The organism is Lactiplantibacillus sp. 3062, assembly GCF_055413545.1.
Genome location: NZ_JBVAYE010000001.1, coordinates 451777 through 470886, shown reverse-complemented (window position 1 = coordinate 470886; position 19110 = coordinate 451777). Strand labels below are relative to the sequence as shown.

The 19110-nt window shown below is 46.7% G+C and carries 12 protein-coding genes; 10 read left to right on the top strand and 2 right to left on the bottom strand.

The genetic code is table 11. The annotated features are described in order from the left end of the window. Positions 1-3 precede the first annotated feature (3 nt). The 10 genes from proB (at position 4) to ACWQAU_RS02095 (ending at position 15451) form a co-directional block, all read left to right on the top strand. The gene (proB, locus tag ACWQAU_RS02140) at positions 4-801 is read left to right on the top strand and encodes a glutamate 5-kinase (protein ID WP_003643611.1); all 798 of its coding nucleotides are present in this window, start codon (positions 4-6) and stop codon (positions 799-801) included. Between the two features lie 18 nt (positions 802-819). Continuing rightward, positions 820-2058 (top strand): glutamate-5-semialdehyde dehydrogenase, encoded by a 1239-nt coding sequence (locus tag ACWQAU_RS02135; protein ID WP_012778280.1) that lies wholly within the window; start codon positions 820-822, stop codon positions 2056-2058. 460 nt (positions 2059-2518) lie between these two features. Then, entirely contained in the window at positions 2519-4135 is a 1617-nt protein-coding gene (locus ACWQAU_RS02130) for a peptide ABC transporter substrate-binding protein (protein ID WP_003641642.1), read from the top strand. 351 nt (positions 4136-4486) lie between these two features. Then, the gene (gene glgB, locus ACWQAU_RS02125; RefSeq protein WP_033608078.1) at positions 4487-6370 is read left to right on the top strand and encodes a 1,4-alpha-glucan branching protein GlgB; all 1884 of its coding nucleotides are present in this window, start codon (positions 4487-4489) and stop codon (positions 6368-6370) included. Beyond that, a complete protein-coding gene (locus ACWQAU_RS02120; protein WP_003641645.1) occupies positions 6360-7499 on the top strand; it encodes a glucose-1-phosphate adenylyltransferase in 1140 nt (379 codons plus the stop codon). Before glgB ends, ACWQAU_RS02120 begins: the two co-directional genes overlap by 11 nt. Then, entirely contained in the window at positions 7496-8668 is a 1173-nt protein-coding gene (gene glgD / locus ACWQAU_RS02115) for a glucose-1-phosphate adenylyltransferase subunit GlgD (RefSeq protein WP_003641646.1), read from the top strand. Before ACWQAU_RS02120 ends, glgD begins: the two co-directional genes overlap by 4 nt. After that, positions 8661-10100, top strand: a complete 1440-nt coding sequence (glgA, locus tag ACWQAU_RS02110; RefSeq protein WP_016511086.1) for a glycogen synthase GlgA — start codon at positions 8661-8663, stop codon at positions 10098-10100. Before glgD ends, glgA begins: the two co-directional genes overlap by 8 nt. A gap of 19 nt (positions 10101-10119) precedes the next feature. Further along, positions 10120-12516, top strand: a complete 2397-nt coding sequence (locus ACWQAU_RS02105) for a glycogen/starch/alpha-glucan phosphorylase (RefSeq protein ID WP_027821604.1) — start codon at positions 10120-10122, stop codon at positions 12514-12516. A 17-nt stretch (positions 12517-12533) separates the two neighbouring features. Next, the gene (locus tag ACWQAU_RS02100) at positions 12534-14351 is read left to right on the top strand and encodes a glycoside hydrolase family 13 protein (protein ID WP_027821603.1); all 1818 of its coding nucleotides are present in this window, start codon (positions 12534-12536) and stop codon (positions 14349-14351) included. Positions 14352-14683: 332 nt separating this feature from the next. Further along, positions 14684-15451, top strand: coding sequence for a Cof-type HAD-IIB family hydrolase (locus tag ACWQAU_RS02095; RefSeq protein ID WP_021357483.1), 768 nt, complete (start codon positions 14684-14686; stop codon positions 15449-15451). 151 nt (positions 15452-15602) lie between these two features. On the opposite strand, the gene pgmB is transcribed toward ACWQAU_RS02095, so the two are convergent. Together pgmB and ACWQAU_RS02085 are read right to left on the bottom strand one after the other, a co-directional pair. Further along, positions 15603-16274 (bottom strand): beta-phosphoglucomutase, encoded by a 672-nt coding sequence (pgmB, locus tag ACWQAU_RS02090; protein WP_003641651.1) that lies wholly within the window; start codon positions 16272-16274, stop codon positions 15603-15605. Between the two features lie 17 nt (positions 16275-16291). Continuing rightward, a complete protein-coding gene (locus ACWQAU_RS02085) occupies positions 16292-19012 on the bottom strand; it encodes a glycoside hydrolase family 65 protein (RefSeq protein ID WP_027821602.1) in 2721 nt (906 codons plus the stop codon). Positions 19013-19110 lie beyond the last annotated feature (98 nt).

Here is a 19110-nt window from a genome sequence, read left to right as displayed (position 1 = left end):
GTAGTGAAAGTGATACGAAAACTAAAGGCTAAACGAGTCGTGATTAAAGTCGGGACAAGCACGCTAGTTTATCCAGATGGATCGATCAACTTACGGGCAATCGATCAATTAGCCTTTGTTATTAGCGCAATGCGACACCGTGGGCGTGAAGTTGTCTTGGTTTCGTCAGGGGCTATTGGTGTTGGCTTGAATTATATGGGACTCAAGCAACGTCCAAAAGCAATTCCTGAACAACAGGCGATTGCGGCGATTGGGCAAACTGAATTGATTTCGATTTACAAAGAACGTTTCGCCATTTATGAACAAAAAATTGGCCAGTTGTTATTAACACGTGATATCTTTGTTTATCCTAAGAGTCACCATAATGTGTTGAATACATTTGAGGCGCTATTAAAACAAAACGTGGTCCCAATTGTTAATGAAAATGATACGGTCGCGGTCGATGAATTGGATCATGAAACAAAGTTCGGTGATAACGATCAACTATCCGCAATCGTGGCCACGAATATCGGGGCGGATTTGTTAATCATGCTATCCGACATCGATGGCTTTTATGATGGTAATCCCAATGCGGATGCCCGAGCCCAGTTATTAGGGCACATTGAGAAGGTTGATCAACATACTTATAAGCTAGCTGGCGGTAGTGGCAGTCGGTTTGGTACTGGTGGGATGGTCACTAAGCTAAAAGCGGCAGAACGGATGATCGATGCGAATGGTCAAATGATTTTAGCCAATGGTGCGGATCCCACAATTATTTTTCAAATTTTAGCAGGCGAACCAGTCGGAACGCTATTCGGTTAAGTTGGGGAGGTTATCAAAATGGTAGATTTAGAACAGTTGGGTCAGCAGGCTCAACAAGCTAGCTATACGCTGGGGTTACTTTCAACGGCGCAAAAAAATCAAGTGTTGACCGCAATGGCAACGGCGTTAACGAGCCATCAAGATGAGATATTGGCAGCTAATGCGCAGGATTTAGAGAACCCGCAAGTACCAGTTAAGTTTGTTGACCGGCTCCGGCTAACAGCAGACCGCATCCAGGATATGGCGACCGGACTCAAACAGGTCGTGAGTTTGCCAGATCCAATTGGAAATGTTGACCGCGCGTGGCGCAACGAGGCCGGGTTGATGATTGCCAAGGAACGGGTACCATTAGGTGTTATCGGCATGATTTTTGAAGCGCGCCCCAATGTGACGGTGGATGCATCAGCACTGTGTTTTAAAACCGGAAACGCTGTAATCTTACGTGGTGGTAAGGAAGCCCTTCACTCTAATCAAGCACTTGTCCAAGTCTTACGTGGTGCATTACGGGCCGAAGCGGTCGATGAGAATGCGATTCAACTGATTACGGATACGTCGCATGCGACTGCGGCTAAGTTCATGCAGCTCACTGATTACGTGGACGTCTTAATTCCACGCGGGAGCGCCCGTTTGATTCAAACGGTGTTGGCTAAAGCAACGGTACCCGTTATTGAAACGGGAGCCGGTAATTGTCACGTATACGTGGACAAAGACGCGCAATTGCAAATGGCAACCGATATCGTGATCAATGGGAAAGTTCAGCGACCATCAGTTTGCAACGCCACTGAAAAGCTTCTAATTCATCGTGAGGTTGCGGCCGATTATTTACCTAGCATGATTCAGGCACTTCGTGAACAAGGCGTAGAAGTACGCGGGGATGCCGCAACTCAAGCCATTGTTCCTGATGTGGTTCCAGCAACGGATGCGGACTGGGGAACGGAATATAATGATTTAATTATTGCAGTGAAAGTTGTTGATTCAGAAGCAGCGGCCATTACGCACATCAATCGTTACAATACCCAACATTCCGAAGCTATTGTGACGGATAATTATCAAGCTGGGAAGCTCTTCCAGCAACGGGTCAACGCAGCGTGTGTTTATATCAATGCTTCCACCCGGTTTACGGATGGCTTTGAATTTGGGTTTGGCGCTGAAATCGGGATTTCAACGCAGAAGTTACATGCTCGCGGTCCGATGGGATTAGCGGAATTAACATCTTATAAATACGTCATTGATGGCAATGGTCAGATTCGCCATTGATGAGCAAGTATCGTTATTAGTCAGTATATCGGCTAATAGCGATTTTTTTATTGCCGATTGGGGGGACAAGTGTTTATCCGTTTTTTGACTTCTTGATTTGATAACCCGACATAGCCGGTCTAGTTTTAAGCTCGCGTACCATACGTTTGGTTCAAAAGCGCAAGCTAGTTTCGGCCTGAATAGTGAAGGCATAATACCATGGTGACTTAGAATGCTGAGCGAAACTTTTAGTTGACAGATGTAAACTTAAAAGCTAATCTTATCTTAATTAGTTTTTAATCTAAGGGGAGGAATCATGATGATGAACGCAGGATTGCAAAACGTTATTGTAGTCGTGAAAACCAGTAATTACCGGTTTACCACGGATAACGGAGGCTTACCGTTGATGTGTTGTTGTCGGCGCCAATCGAAGTATCGTTGCCAGTAACCGACATCATCGTTAAGTTAGGAGTCATCATTCATGAAAAAAAGAATATGGATCAGCAGTATTGCTATTGTAGCCCTAGGATTAGTGTTAACTGGCTGCGGTAGCCAGCAGAGTAGTCAGCAGAAGACGTTGAACGTAACGGCGACCCAGTCGATTGCGACCGCTGATCCTAATAAGGCCGACGATATCGCTAGTCAGGCCGCTATTGCTCAGTTTATGGAAGGCTTGTACACAACTAATCAAAAGGGGAAAGTCGTGCCGGCAATTGCCAAGAAAGTCGTCAAACCGACTAATAATGGGAAGACTTATACCTTTAATTTGCGGCACAATGCCAAGTGGTCGAATGGAAAAAAGGTCACGGCCGCTGACTTTGTTTATTCCGTGCAACGCCAGGTCGATCCGAATACCAAGTCACAGGAAGTCGGACACGTTGCTGAAATCAAGAATGCAACAGCAATCACGGCTGGTAAGAAGGCGGTGAAGACCTTAGGCGTTAAAGCGTTGGGTAAGTATAAGTTACAAATTACATTGCAACAGCGCGTGCCGTATTTTAATTATCGGCTAGCCACAGAGATCTATCCGTTAAACAAACAATTTACTGAGAAATACGGGAATAAGTATGGGACATCGGCACAGCGAACGCTCTCTAATGGTCCCTATGTCTTGAAGAGTTGGAATGGGACGAATGACACGTGGAAATATGTGAAGAACCCGTATTATTATGACCGTAAACAGGTCCGAATCAAGAATATTAAGGTGCAGACGGTCAAAAATAACAGTACGGCCGAGAACCTCTTCCAAAGCAATGAGGTCCAAGTCACCCAGATTACGGGCACCCAAGTATCGGCAGCTGAGCAAGGGTCACTAAAAAGTCAGATGAAGGTTACGAAGTTAAATCAACTCTACTTCATGTTGTGGAACCAGAAGCGCTCAGCATTGCAGAATACTGACTTGCGGCGTGCTGTGAGTTACGCTTTGAATCGCCAGTCATTGGTTAAGAACGTTCTCAAAGACGGCTCAGTAGCGGCGACGTCATTAGTTCCTGCTGGCAATACCAAGAACCCGACAACAGGGAAAGATTTTAATACGGATACCGGAAATTTGTATCCATACAGTCCAGCAAAGGCTAAACAGTATTGGCAGAAGGCTCAGGCAAGCTTAGGAAAGCAAAAGTTAACACTGCAATTATTGACGAACGATAATGATATTAATAAGTCGGTGGCAGAATATATTCAAGCTGCAATTGAGAAAAATCTTAGTGGTGTCACGGTCAATGTCAAGTCAGTACCACTGACAAATGAGATTTCAACTTTAAGCAAGGGTGATTTTGACTTTGCCACGTTGTCGTGGTCGAGTGATTTCCAAGATCCAGTTGATTTCTTGAATAAGGCTTCGATAACTAATTCTGTCAACTTTGGGAAGTTTAACAATGCGAAATATGAGCAATTAATCTCAACGATTACGGCCGATAAGCAGTCAACTAAGGCCCGATATCAGACGATGCAGCAAGCGGCTAAGCTAGTCGCTCAGCAACAGGGGGTCACACCGATTTATCAAACTGCTGCTGCTCACTTGATCAGTAACAAGGTTGGTGGGGTTCACTTCACATTGTTGCGAGACGCCCTTTATCGCTATGCCTACTGGAAGTAATCAGTCAGATAAATATTATTAATTTGATAGAAATGTAATTGAATAAATCAACTAGCCCGAAAAAACGCGTTTTTTCGGGCTTTTTTTGATGTTTTGGCAAACGGCGCAATAAAACGGATAACCACGGGCTTAACTGTGAATAGTTGTCCTGAATCAGTTTGCAGCGGTCTGGGTGACTAGTCATAATAATCGTTATCTTTTAGGGGTTTGTGCCCTGTTTGATCATTAAGTAAGGCGACCTTATCAAGGATAGGCAAACACCCTGTCACCTTCTTATAATAAGATTAATTTTATAATCTGCTCAGTTAATCACATAGGGGGTGTGATGCTTTGGTTAAACAAACTACGGAAATGAATGATGCAAGTTACTTATTTAATACCGGCGCAGGATTTAATAGTCAGGATTACTTAGGCTGTCATTTGGGCGCATCTGGTCGGGCGGTATTTCGCGTCTGGGCGCCGCATGCTAAGGCTGTCGGGGTTGTTGGCGATTTTAATGACTGGCAACCAAGCGCACTAAAGTTATTAGGGGCGACGGGGATTTGGCAAGGACAAGTTCCGAACGTTCATGCGGGTCAGTTATACAAGTTTCAGATCACAACACCAACTGGCCAAGTGCAACTAAAGATTGACCCGTTTGCACAACAGTTCGAACGAAAACCGGGGGATGCGGCCGTAGTTGTTGAGCCGATGACGATGCGTTGGCACGATAGTTTGTGGCTAGCTCGCCGGAAGAAGTCGCGCGCTGCCAATCGGCCAATTAACATTTATGAGGTGCACTTAGGTTCGTGGCGCCGTCATCTTGATGGTAGCTACTACACTTATGCGGAATTAGCCGCTGAACTGATTCCCTATGTAAAACAACGGGGCTATACCCACATTGAATTAATGCCCGTGATGGAACATTTGTTAGATGCGTCTTGGGGTTATCAGCAATTAGGGTATTTTGCGCCAACCAGTCGTTTTGGCAAGCGTGACAGTTTTCTCAGCTTTGTTGACCAGTGTCACCAAGCGAATATCGGGGTATTCGTTGATTGGGTACCGGGTCACTTTATTCGCAATTATGATGCGTTGTACCAGTATGATGGTACGCCGACATTTGAATACGCTGATCCTGAGCGCGCGAATAACCGTCGTTGGGGGGCATGGAATTTTGATCTCGGTAAAACACAGGTTCAGAGTTTTCTGATTTCAAGCGCCGAATATTGGCTCGATCAGTGTCATCTAGATGGCTTGCGAGTGGATGCTGTCTCTAACATGTTGTATTGCGACTATGATGAAGGGCGCGAAGGGCAGGCTAATCAGTATGGGGATAATCGTAATTTAGAAGGCATCGCCTTTTTACAAAAGTTGAACACCACGGTCTTAACCCACCATCCCGATATCTTGATGATTGCGGAAGAGTCGTCCGCCTATCCGCAGGTTACGGGTTCGGTGGCCAATGGCGGATTGGGATTTAACTATAAGTGGAACATGGGGTGGATGCACGATACCCTGGATTTCTTCATGATGGATCCGTTATATCGGCACGACCACTTTAATCTACTGACATTTGCATTCGTGTACATGTTCGATGAACGGTTTATTCTACCGTTTTCACATGATGAAGTCGTGCACGGCAAGAAATCATTAATGCATAAAATGCCGGGGGACCGCTATAATCAGTTTGCAAATTTGCGGACGATGCTAACTTATATGGCTGCCTTCCCAGGAAAACAACTGAATTTTATGGGCTCAGAGTGGGGGCAGTTCCTAGAGTGGCGGGACTGGAGTGCGTTGGAATGGGTCGACTTAAAGGATGATCTCAACCATCGGATGCAACAGTTCACAACGCAACTGAACGCGGTCTATCGGCACAATCGGCCGTTGTGGGAACAGGACCATGATCCTGCGGGGATTATTTATACACATACCGATGATCCTGACAGTTCGACCATGGGGTTTATCCGGCAGGCCAAACGGAAATACAGTTTTGTGGTCGCTGCTTTCAATTTTGTTCCTGTTGAACGTCAAGATTACCGGATCGGCGTACCGTATCGTGGCCGTTATGAGTTGTTACTCAACACTGAAGCGCAGGCTTTCGGCGGCACGTGGACAAAGCTAGAAACAACGTTTACGGCGGTCGATAAGCCGTATCGGGGGCAACCAGCTAGTTTTACCGTGACCTTGCCGGCGATGGGTGCATTGTTGATTCGACCAGTTAAAGTGATAGGGGGAGTTAAGCATGCAAGATGAAATGTTAGGGATTATTTTAGCGGGCGGTCAGGGCACCCGGCTTGGTAAGTTGACGAAGGATACGGCTAAGCCCGCCGTGCCATTCGGCGGTCGTTACCGAATTATTGATTTTACACTCAGCAACTGTGCTAACTCGGGTGTGAATACCGTTGGGGTTATCACGCAATATCAACCCCTAGAACTGAATGCACATATTGGTAGCGGTGCGAGCTGGGGCTTTGATAGCTTAAATGGTGGGGTGACGGTTTTACAACCATACTCGTCTAGTGAAGGTGAGAAGTTCTTTCAAGGGACGGCGCACGCCATTTATCAAAATATTGAATATATTGATCAACAAGACCCCAAGTACCTGCTCGTCTTATCTGGCGATCATATTTATAAGATGGATTATGACGCTATGCTGAAATATCATCAGGAGAAGAAGGCTTCGTTGACCGTTGGGGTGATCCACGTGACTAACGAAGAAGCCAAACGCTTTGGCATGATGAATACGGATGCGACGGATCGAATCATTGAGTTTGAGGAAAAACCGGAACATCCTAAGAGTGATAAAGCCTCGATGGGCATTTATATCTTCAATTGGCCGACTTTGCGGGATTACTTAGTTAAGAGTTATGCTACCGATAAGTCACTTGAAGACTTTGGTAAAAATGTCATTCCATCATACTTAGCCAATAATGAATCCGTTTACGCTTATGCTTTTAAGGGTTACTGGCGAGATGTTGGAACGATTAAGAGCCTGTGGCAAGCCAATATGGAATTCCTATCGCCCCATAACCGGTTAAATATCGGCGATCGTTACTGGCGGATTTACTCTAAAGCAGAGGTGCTACCACCGATGTTTTTGACGGAAACGAGCCAGGTCAATAATGCCATGGTCGTTGATAGTTGTTACGTTGCGGGCGAAATTGATCATTCAATCTTATCGCAACGCGTGTCAGTTGGGATGGGTAGTCGCGTGGTCGACAGTATGATTATGCCCGGTGCAACGATTGGAAAAAATGTGGTGATTGACCACGCATTGATTGGCGAAGATGCAGTTATTGGTGATGATGCCCAGATTATTGGTACGACTGATAAGATTGCAGTTGTTGGGTATCACGAAACGATGGGGGTGGAACAACCATGAGACGTGAACAAGTGAGTGCCATTATTAATTTACTGGAACCAAGTGACGCGTTACAACCATTGACTGCAGTTCGGCCAGTTGGAATGTTACCCTTTGGTGGTCGTTATCGGTTGGTTGATTTTCAATTATCGAGTGTCATCAATGCGGGGATTCAAAATGTGATGGTGACGGTCCCGCGGTCAGGGCGTTCCGTGGCTGACCATTTGCGTAGCGGGCGTGACTGGAGCCTGAACACAATTCGCGGCGGCCTATTCTTGTCCCCATACAATGACTTGAAATTAGTGGCGCCAGAAAAGAAGGCCGCATTACTGCACCATTACTATGATAATTCGATTCAGTTTCTGAAATGCAGCCAGAGTGAGTACTCGGTAGTGATGAGTACTCGCAATGTCGGTAATATTGATTTAAAGGCGCTACTACGGTATCACGAGGAACGTAACAGTCCCGTGACGGCGGTTTATAAGCGCGTTGATCCAGCTAGTTTGATTCCCGAAAATACAATCTTACAATTGACTGCTAAGGGAGAAGCAACGGCGGTCGTTCCGATGAGCAAGGCCAAGATTAGCCCGAAGACGAAACAAGTTGCCAAGAGCATGGCTATTTACTTGATGAGTACGGTCGATTTAATCGAATTATTGCAGTCGGCCAATCAACGGGGTGACATGATCAGCCTAGAGGAATTGATGCGGCAAGCAGTCATCCAACATAACGCTAATGCTTTTGAATATACGGGCTTTCAGGCGAATATTCATGATATCAACAGCTACTTTGCGGCCAATATGGCCGTTTTGGATGAAGCTAATTTCCGAGCGTTATTCTACAGTTCGCGCCGTATTTACACCAAGGTCAAAAATGAAATCCCGACGTTCTTTGCGACTGGTTCACAGTGTCGTGATAGTTTATGTGGTACTGGGGGCTATATTGAAGGGCAACTTGACCACTCCGTCATCTTTCGGGATGTACTGATTAATCGTGATAGCCAAGTTAAAAATGCCATCATTATGCAGGGGGCCCGGATCGGTGCCGGTTGTAAGTTAGAAAACGTCATTATCGATAAAGACGCCGTAATCGGGCCCAACCTAGTGCTTAAAGGAACTTCAACGACACCGTTAGTCATCAGCAAAGGGCAGCACGTCTTTCAACAAGCGGAGGTGGCTGTGCATGACTAGGGTATTATTCGCGGCGGCAGAAGCGGCCCCTTTTTATAAGACTGGTGGCTTAGGCGATGTTAGTATGGCGTTACCGCGCGCCTTGCAAGCGGAAGGAATCGAGACGCGTGTAGTGATTCCGTATTACCCTCACCAGATGCCGACCGAATATCAGCAGCAGTTAGTGCCAGTGACGCATTTTACTGTTCAAGTGGGTGAACATGCGATGTATTGCGGTATTAAAACTCTGACAGTCGCGCACGTTCAGTATTATCTAATTGATAATTTAGATTATTTTGGCCGTGAAGGATTATATGGTTATTGGGATGATGGTGAACGCTTTGCCTTCTTTCAGATGGCGGTTTGTGAAATGATGGAGCGGATCGATTATATCCCTGATATTTTACAACTCAATGATTGGCATACGGCGTTTATTCCTGTCTTGCTAGCGGAAAAGTACTATTGGATCGAAGCGTATCGTGATATTAAAACGGTGCTGACGATTCATAACTTACAGTTTCAAGGTGTCTACGATCCGATTATTTTGGATAGTCTCTTTCGAATCGGAACTGAGACTTACACCGAAGCCGGCGTGGCGTTTTACGATCAAGTGAACTGGCTGAAGGGCGGTATTAACTTTGCAGATGCCGTTAATACGGTGTCACCGACCTACGCACAAGAGATTCAAACACCAGCTTTTGGGGAACGTCTCGACGGGGTGCTGCGGGCCAATCGGTACAAACTGAGTGGGATTCTTAATGGCATTGATATGCAATTATACGATCCCGCAACCGACCTGGCACTAACGGCGAATTATTCGGCTAAGAATTTGAAACCTAAGCGTCAGAATAAACGTGCTTTACAGCGCCGATTAGGGTTGCCTGTCAAAAACGTGCCGGTATTGGCAGTCGTTTCTCGGTTAACGAAGCAAAAGGGTATCGACCTCTTGCTGGATGCATTGAATCCATTCTTGCAGCAACAAGATGTGCAACTCATTGTTTTGGGAACGGGTGACCCAGCATTGGAACGCGCGTTACGCACCTATCAGTCGGCGTATCCGCAAAAGGTGGTCGCCGCGATTCAATTTGATACGCAGCTAGCTCAGCAAATCTATGCGGCCAGTGATATCTTTCTTATGCCTTCTGCCTTTGAACCGTGTGGCTTGTCGCAGATGATGGCGATGCATTACGGGACGTTACCGATCGTGCACGCGGTCGGTGGGTTGCGGGACACGGTCATTCCGTACAATCGCTATACCGATCAGGGAACCGGCTTTAGCTTTGACGACTACCAGCCAGCGGTTCTACGTAAAATTATGGTTCTAGCCGTGACCTTATATCGGCAGCATCCACTGGTTTGGCGGCAGCTGCAGCACCAAGCAATGACTTGTGATTTTGGCTGGGAACATTCTGCACAGCAGTACCGTGCGACTTATCAGAAGCTAATGCGTTAGGTTTGATGGGGGTGTGAATTTGAAATTAACGTGTGCGCAATTTAAAAAGGACTTTCTAAGTGAAATTGAGACCTTGTATTCAACATCGCTGAGTGACACCTCGACGATTGGGCAATTTATTGCACTGGGACAGCTAGTTCGGCGCTATAACAGTCAGAGTTGGACACGAACAGCTAAATTTTACCGCGATCATCATCAGAAACAAGTCTATTATTTTTCCATCGAGTTCTTGCCGGGACGCTTACTCGCTTCTAATTTGTTGAATCTCAACTTATTGACGACGGTAAAAAAAGGGCTAACGGAATTAGGCTTAGACTTTGAGACAATCAGTCAGGCTGAACCTGATCCGGCGCTTGGTAACGGAGGATTAGGTCGGTTGGCAGCCTGTTATATGGACGCGATGGCTAGTTTGAAAATTGCCGGCAACGGTAACGGCATCCGCTATCGTTACGGCTTGTTCAAACAAGTTTTCATGGATGGCTATCAAGTAGAATTACCCGATGATTGGCTCCATCATGGCAACGTGTGGGAGACCCGGCGCGATAACAAGAGCTGCATTGTCCAGTTCGGCGGCAATGTGTGGTTACAACCGCAAGCGGATGGTAGTTTACAACCGCAATCTGAAAATATGGAAGACGTGCTAGCGGTTCCTTACGACGTTGGTATCGTCGGGTATCACAACGATATTACGAACACCTTGCGTTTGTGGTCCGCGGAGTTACCACCCAGTGCGACCTATTCTTCGCAGGATCAGCGTGATCGAATCAGTGAGATTACCAAGGTCTTGTATCCTGACGATTCTAACTCGGCCGGGCAACAACTGCGTTTACGCCAAGAATACTTTTTCTCTTCTGCGGGTGTTCAAAGTATCGTGCGTGATTTTTGTGCGACGCACCATGGCATCAAATTGTTAGGCAAAAAGGTCGCGATTCACATTAACGATACGCACCCGACGCTGGTGATCCCTGAGATGATGCGGCTATTAATGGATGAACATCACTGTTCATGGGAAGTCGCGTGGACGTTAACGACGCAAGTCATGAGTTACACGAACCATACGATTTTACAAGAGGCCCTCGAGACTTGGCCAATCGATATGTTTAAAAACCTGCTACCCCGGATCTATCAGATTATTGCGGAAATCGACCGGCGCTACCGGGAACAACAAACGCCGATTTTTGGCAAAGCGCTCGTTGATCAGACGGCGCCTTTAGGCAACGGACAAGTACGGATGGCCTACCTAGCTGTGATTGGGAGTCACAGTGTGAACGGTGTCGCGCCACTGCATACGGAATTACTGAAAACGGATGTGTTACGGGGCCTGTATCAAGTTTATCCGGAGCGGTTTAATAATAAGACGAATGGCATTGCAACCCGGCGGTGGGTTCAATTGGCGAACCAACCACTAGCGCAATTGATTGATCAGACGATTGGTTCGGACTGGCGGCGGCAACCAGATTTATTACAGACGCTACTGCCGTATCAACAAGATGATCACTTTTTGTACCAGTTAGGTCAAGTTAAACTGACTAACAAGCAAGCTTTAGCCGCGTACGTTCAGCGTACTATGGGGATCAAGATTCGCACCGACGCGATTTACGATGTTCAAATCAAACGGTTGCATGCTTATAAGCGGCAACTCCTACACGTCTTTGAAATCTTGCGCGAGTATTTTGCCATTAAGGATCATCCGCAACAGCCAGTCGTGCCGCGAGTACACATTTTCGGTGCCAAGGCGGCTCCTAGTTATCACTATGCCAAGGCGATTATCAAACTCATTAATGTCGTCGCTGACATGGTGAATCAGGACCCGGCGATTGGTGATCGGTTAAAGATCGTCTTTATTCCGAACTACGGGGTCTCCATTGCCGAACTGATCATTCCCGCCGCCGACGTTAGCGAGCAGATTTCAACGGCCTCCAAAGAAGCGTCGGGGACTAGTAACATGAAACTGATGGTCAACGGTGCATTATCATTGGCAACGTATGACGGCGCGAATATCGACATTATGCAAGCGGCGGGTGCTGAAAATGAATATCCGTTTGGGCTTAAGGTCAATGAAGTGTACGACTATTACCATCGCGGCAACTATCACGCCGCTGACTTTTACGATGCTGATCCTGAATTAAAACGGCTCTTAGATAGTTTGATTGATGGCACGATTCCGGGAATTCCAACGGTTGGTCGGGAAATCTATGATTCATTACTGCGGTATAATGATGAATTCTTTGTCTTAGCCGATTACCGGGCTTATGTCACCCAACAACAGCAGATCAGTCGTGATTTTCAAAATCAACCCACTTGGCAACAACGCTCGTTAGCCAACATTGCCGCTTCGGGACACTTTGCCGCGGACTTAGCAGTGGCGCGGTATGCTGACGATATTTGGCAAGTGCCCCACGAACGACTGAATTAAGAAAGGAAGGGTGACGGATGCAGGTAACGTATAACTCATTTTTACCCACGTATAAGACACCCTTTGGTGCCGTGACCCGCCAGACACCCGTTCAATTCACAATCAGTGTTCAGACAGTAACGCCGGTTAAGCAGATTGATTTATGCGTGGCTCATGATGGTCAGTGGGATGATGAACAGGCCTTACCGTTACATCCAATCAGTCCCACAATGTATACGGCCACGTTTATACCGACCCAGGTTGGCCTGTACTTCTACTATTTTCGGATTGAAACGGCGACCATGACCGCTTATTATGGTTGCGTTGATGGTGGTTATGGTGGCCCGGGCGTTCAATACGTCTTGCGCGAGCATGTTCAAATGTATCAATTGACAATCTTGAAAGCAGTAGAAACATTGCCACAATGGTATCGTGAAGGGGTTGCTTATCAGATCTTTGTTGACCGCTTCAATAATGGCAACGCGGATGGCCACGTTAATGCGCCCAAGCCAAATAGCTTTATTTATGGTCAACTAACGGATCGCCCACTATACGTGCGTGATGAACACTGGGCGATTTTACGCTGGGATTTTTACGGTGGTAATTTGCGCGGTATTAGTGCTAAGATTCCATATTTACAGCGACTCGGTGTGACAATTATTTATCTGACGCCGATCTTTGAGGCCAGCAGTAATCATCGGTATGATACGGGTGACTATCTGAAGATTGATCCGGTCGTCGGCGATTTGACGGACTTTGATAACCTGGTCGCGGCCGTACACCGGGCCGGTATGCGACTGATCTTAGACGGTGTTTTTAACCATGTTGGTGTGGATTCTAAGTATTTCAATCAGGCGGGCCATTACCCGACGGTTGGGGCAACTCAGTCGACCACGAGTCCGTACTACCCGTGGTTCACATTCATTCATTATCCCCACGATTACGATAGCTGGTGGGGCATCCGTGATCTGCCGACAGTTGATAAAGACGATCCAACATACCGCGATTTTATCTTTGGTAAACCCGATTCGGTCATTGACTATTGGACGCAACGCGGTGTGGATGGCTGGCGCCTAGATGTCGCGGATGAGTTGCCAGACGATTTCATTGCTGGAATTCGACGGACCCTTGACCGTTATCCGGATAAGGTTTTGATCGGTGAAGTTTGGGAGGATGCCTCTCATAAATTAGCGTATGGGATGCGCCGGCACTACTTAGAGGGCGGCGGCTTACAGGCTGTCATGAATTATCCGCTCCGCCGCTTGATTATTCACGTTTTAAACGGCACGCTAACACCGGCCGAATGGTGGCGTGAACTAATGACCCTCAAGGAAAATTATCCCGCTACGACGTTTCGCTTTAACTTCAATAACATCGGTAGCCATGATACGCCCAGAATCCTGACTATGTTAGCCGAAGATCGCCAACGCCTACGTTTGGCCGTCCAACTACTCTTGACGCTTCCAGGTGTACCGTGCCTGTATTACGGTGATGAGGCGTTGATGATGGGGGGGAAAGACCCTGATAACCGTGCGTTTTATCCGTGGCAGGACGCAGATCAGGCGCAAGTTCAGTTTGTCGCTGACTGGGCGAATTGGCGTCAACGGCACCCGTGGTTAAACACAGCCCACTTTGTGCCGTTTTACTTGGCAGATTATGGCATTGGCTACCTTTATTGGCAGGCTGATCAGACCGTGATGGTGATTGTCAATGTGACTACTGAGCCGCGAACCATGACGAGTCACGATTTAAAGTTGAGTGGTGTGCCCATAAAATTAGCACAAGCGATTCAACGCTCCCTTGTGACGCAGACGCTGGGTGGTGAACAGTTGCGCCTTATTGAAAACTTTACCTAAATTTTACAGGAACTTGATGATTGTTAGTACGGTTCAGCCGTATAGTATAATTGTACTTTTTAATAGCACCCCGCTATTGATTATGTATTACGAAGTACTCATCGATCCTTAATGAGACGTAGGCACATTAGTGCGTGGCTTTCCTTGATTGGCCACGCATTTTTGTGCGCTTATAAGCAGAATGTCTGCGTTGTTCAGACGAGGTGCTTATAATAAAGGTAAACACTAAAGCACCTTTTCGGATGGTTTTAAATAGACGTCATCACGAAGGTAATTAGTGTATTGGTGGCGCTGGTTATTGGCCAGTGACTGATTAATTAGGGGGTAATTGGTTGTACCAAGCAGTAGTGTTTTTTGATTTGGATGGAACGTTAATGCAGGACGATAAGACGGTTGCGGCCAGCAGTGTGCGGGCAATCCAGCAATTACGAGCTAACCACGTCCTACCCGTCATTGCCACGGGTCGCAATGTATTCGAAGTTCAAGATGTGATGACAACGACGGGGATCGATTCAATCGTCAGTGCGAATGGGAGTTACGTCGCGTATCAAGGGCAGTTTTTGAGTGCGCACGAACTGGATAAGGAGCTTTTGACCGATATTACTCATTTTGCCAATCGCCAACAGAATGCGCTAGCTTATTATAATAACGCCGGTTTTGCGTTAAGCCATCGTGATGCATTGACAACCAGTAATTATCGGGCACTCAGACAGACGGCCCGGGTCGCACCGCACTTTTTTGAACATCAACATATTAATTTCTTACTGACGTTTGATCCGTTGAATGCGGCGCAATATCGGCAGCGATATCGAGGCCGACTACATTTTGTTCGTAATAATCCGCGTGCGCTGGACACTATGCAATGGGGCGTCTCCAAGGCGGTTGGAATTCAGGATATCTTAACCAAGGCGCATTTAACTAAGGTACCGACCTATGCGTTTGGTGATCAATTAAATGATATTGAGATGTTCCGAATGATCCAGACACCGATTGCAATGGGCAATGGTCATCCGCAGGTCAAACAACTCGCGCGGTACGTGACCGCTGACAACATGCACGGCGGGATTGCCCAAGGATTGCAACATTTTGATTTGATTTGAGAATTGACAGCTAGTCTGATAATTATAAGCTTCCAGTGAGCAGTCCAACTGGTGAGATTAGCGACTGGCTTAAACAAAACAAACCGGATTTGGTAACCATGACGTGGTCGCCAAATCCGGTTTGTTTTGTGATGAGTTTAATGGAAATACGTTAGTTTAGTTGTGCCTTAATATTGGCGAGTGTGAGCTGAGTCGTATCGGTAAAATTGATATCTGCCGCCGCTAAAACGGTCGGGTCACCAATACCGATGGCAGTTTCGCCAGCGCCTTTGATCGATTGTACGCCAGCCGCCGCGTCCTCGACACCAATACAGTCAGCTGGATTAAGGCCTAAAATCTCAGCACCGCGCCGAAAAATCTCGGGATCAGGTTTACCGTGTTTGAGACTAGCGGGGTCGACGGCCTTCGTAAAGTAGTCACTAAGACCGAGTTTACGTAGCACAAGCGGAGCATTTTTTGATGCTGAAGCGAGTGACAATGCGTAGCCAGCCGTTGTTAATTCAGTCAAAAAGGCGGTGATGCCTGGTAGAATGTTGGCTGGGGTCATTTGGTTAACGAGCTGCAAATAATTGGTGTTCTTTTCCGTAGCTAGCGCTTGTTTTTGGGCCGGTGTGAAGTCATTTTCTCGGTGCCCTTGAGCTAGAATGAGGTTGAGTGAATCCATCCGACTGATACCTTTGAGCGCGTCAGCTAATTGATCATTCCAACTGACCCCGACTTTATCGGCGATCTGGTGCCAAGCTTGGCTATGAAAAGTAGATGTGTCCGTGATAACGCCATCGAGGTCAAAGACAAACCCCTTGATTGCTGCAAATTTAACCATGTTGATTGCCTCCTAGATTAATCGGTATAAGTGACGGAAAGTGGTTTCTTAGCTTGTAATTGGTAATGCTGTTTTCCAATCATAATCGTGCTGGGTTGGTCCGCAGTGACGGTTACCCGTTGATGATCGATAACGAAAACATAGTGAACACCCCGAAAGAGATGCTTGAATTTCAATGTTTGCCAGTGTTCAGGTAGCCGTGGGTTCACCTGTAAGTGGGCACCTAGTGGATTGACCCCGCCAAAGTTCCGTGTCGTCAGGTTTAAGGTCGCACACATGACGCCGAGGTGAATCCCTTCAGCGGTCGTCCCACCTTGAATGTCGTAATAGTCGGATGCGAGGGCCTCTGAGAAAAGCTTCCAGGCATCATCGTCGTTATCGTCAAGCTGATTCAAAACGGCGTAAACGATCCGCGAGAGAGTGGAACCATGCGTTGTGCGCGCTAAATAGTATTGAATGTTATGGGTCAGATACTCTTTAGGAAGTTGATATCCCATTTTTTCAATAATCTTCTGAACAGTTGTGACATCGAAGTTATAAAAGGCCATCAAGGCGTCTGCTTGTTTGGCCACTTGGTAAGCATCGGGTGTCTTAGACTCTGCTTTCAAGATCCGGTCCATCCGGGCGATGTCACCGTACTTTTGCCGATAAGCTTGAAAGTCAAGCGTCGGTAGGTTGAAGTACCCCTCAAATTGAGCAATGATTCCCCGACGATTGATTTCAAGTGTTAATTGATGACTGATCGTCGTTAACGCTTGCTCAGCCGTTGAGTCAAATTGTGCGGCCTGAGCTGCCGCTTGAAAAGCAGCTTGGGGCATCTGAGCCCGAAGCATGGTGATCGTGTCAAAGAGCCACGCAACCATGATATTGGTATAGGCATTATTCTTCAATCCAGCGGTCGTGCTGTTTGGATAGTTTTCATGGAATTCATCTGGTCCCATGACCCCACTAATGTTATAACGGCCATTAGCTTGGTCATAATCTGCTTTACTGATCCAAAAGGCTGCGATCGATAGCAACATTTCCATACCATAATGAGTTAAGAAATCACGGTCCTGAGTAACGTGGTAGTAAAACCAGACGTTGTAGGCAATATCTAACGAGACGTGTCGCTGGAGCCGGCTATTATCTGGATCCCAGGTTTTAGTAATGGGATTTAAGTGAGTGAATTGAGATTGTTCATCACCCTTGGATGCTGATTGCCAGGGGTACATGGCTCCCGCATAGCCTTCTGCTTCGGCATTTTTACGCGCCATTGGTAGTCGCCGGTAACGATAAGCTAAGAGTTGTTTGGCTAGTTCCGGTCGGTGCAACGTGTAGAATGGTAAAATGAACATTTCGTCCCAAAAGACGTGTCCCCGGTAAGCTTCTCCGTGGAGCCCCCGAGCACCAACGGAAGCGTCTAATTGGCCGCTTTCAATTGCGGCAGCGGAAACGAAACTGTGGTAAATATTGACGCGCAGTAAGCGTTGGCTTGTAATATCGCCACGGATCTTAATATCTGTGGCGCGCCAAGTCGCTTCCCAATAGTCCTTGCTAGTGGTTACCGTATTGTCAAAACTGGACTGGTCGAGCTCGGCTTGGACGTGGGTCAACTGGGGATCACTATGGTCATTACTAGTTGCAATGACGACGTTCTTATCGAAGGTATACGTTTTACCAGCTTCTACCGCCAGTGAAACGGTTTGCTGAACGCCCTGAGGTTGTTGCGTGCTATTAAAGTTCTCAATTGCAGGAACGTCTGGGCTAGTTAGTTTGGCCCCAATCGTGTAATTGATATGTGATGATTTGGTCTGACCAGAAAGGTAGACGGTATTAGCAGCCGTTTCGATGCCCATAGTCTTCAGATGATGCTGATCGAAGACGTTATAGCGGCTAACGTTGCTATTCACGACGCTACCGTCGATTTCGGTATAGATTTGTAGACTACCCGCAAAGTTGAGTGGGGTGACTTGGTAACGAATGCTGTAACGGTGCCAATCACGCATGTTGGCGACTTTCTGCGACCGGATTCTGAGTTGATGTCCGGAAGCGAGCTGAATCAATTTAGTGGTCGTCAAGAGTCCCGTTTTCAAATCAAGGCTCCGATAAGCATCTTGTAAATCATGTTCGTTGAGTGTAAAGGGAGTCTGATGATCAATACCGAAAGTCATGAACTGAGCGTTCGGTAAATTGACTAAATCTTCATTCTTCACTTGGTGGTCATGAACAGTCGTGGTGGTTTGATCATAGACCCCGGCAACGTATGTCCCAGGATAATTGTCCTTGTCGGCGTGACTTTCCAAAAAGGCGCCCCGTAGACCAAAATAACCGTTACCAATGGTCAACATGGCTTCTTGACCATTATTACGGACACCGTGGTATTGGCCGTAGTAATCCAAATGCCATTTTAAATAGGCACTTTTAGCTTTAACTGCGGCTACTAGTCCAAGTTGATCAACGGCAGCTTGGCTAACGACTGGGATATTAAGCAAATTAGTCAAAGCTAGCCCGACATCAATGCGATCATAGTTGACACCGACGATTGTGTCTGAGAATGGATAGGACAGTCCGTTTTCAAGAATAGCAGCATCGAATTGAAGTCCGGCTAAGCGAACCTTGATGTTCTCTAGATTTTCACCAATTGTTTGGTCAGAATTATAGGCAATCAGGTAATGGGCCGTTGCGGCTTGCCCCGATACTGGATGATAAGCGATATCCATCGCGTCATTTTCAATTCGCAATCTAATAAGTTTCATAAGTCCACACTCCTTAGTTCGGTCATTAAAAATTGCAATAAGTAATCCTAAATATAAAAATATTAACCATAACTACAGCCTAGTCTCTTTTTACAAGA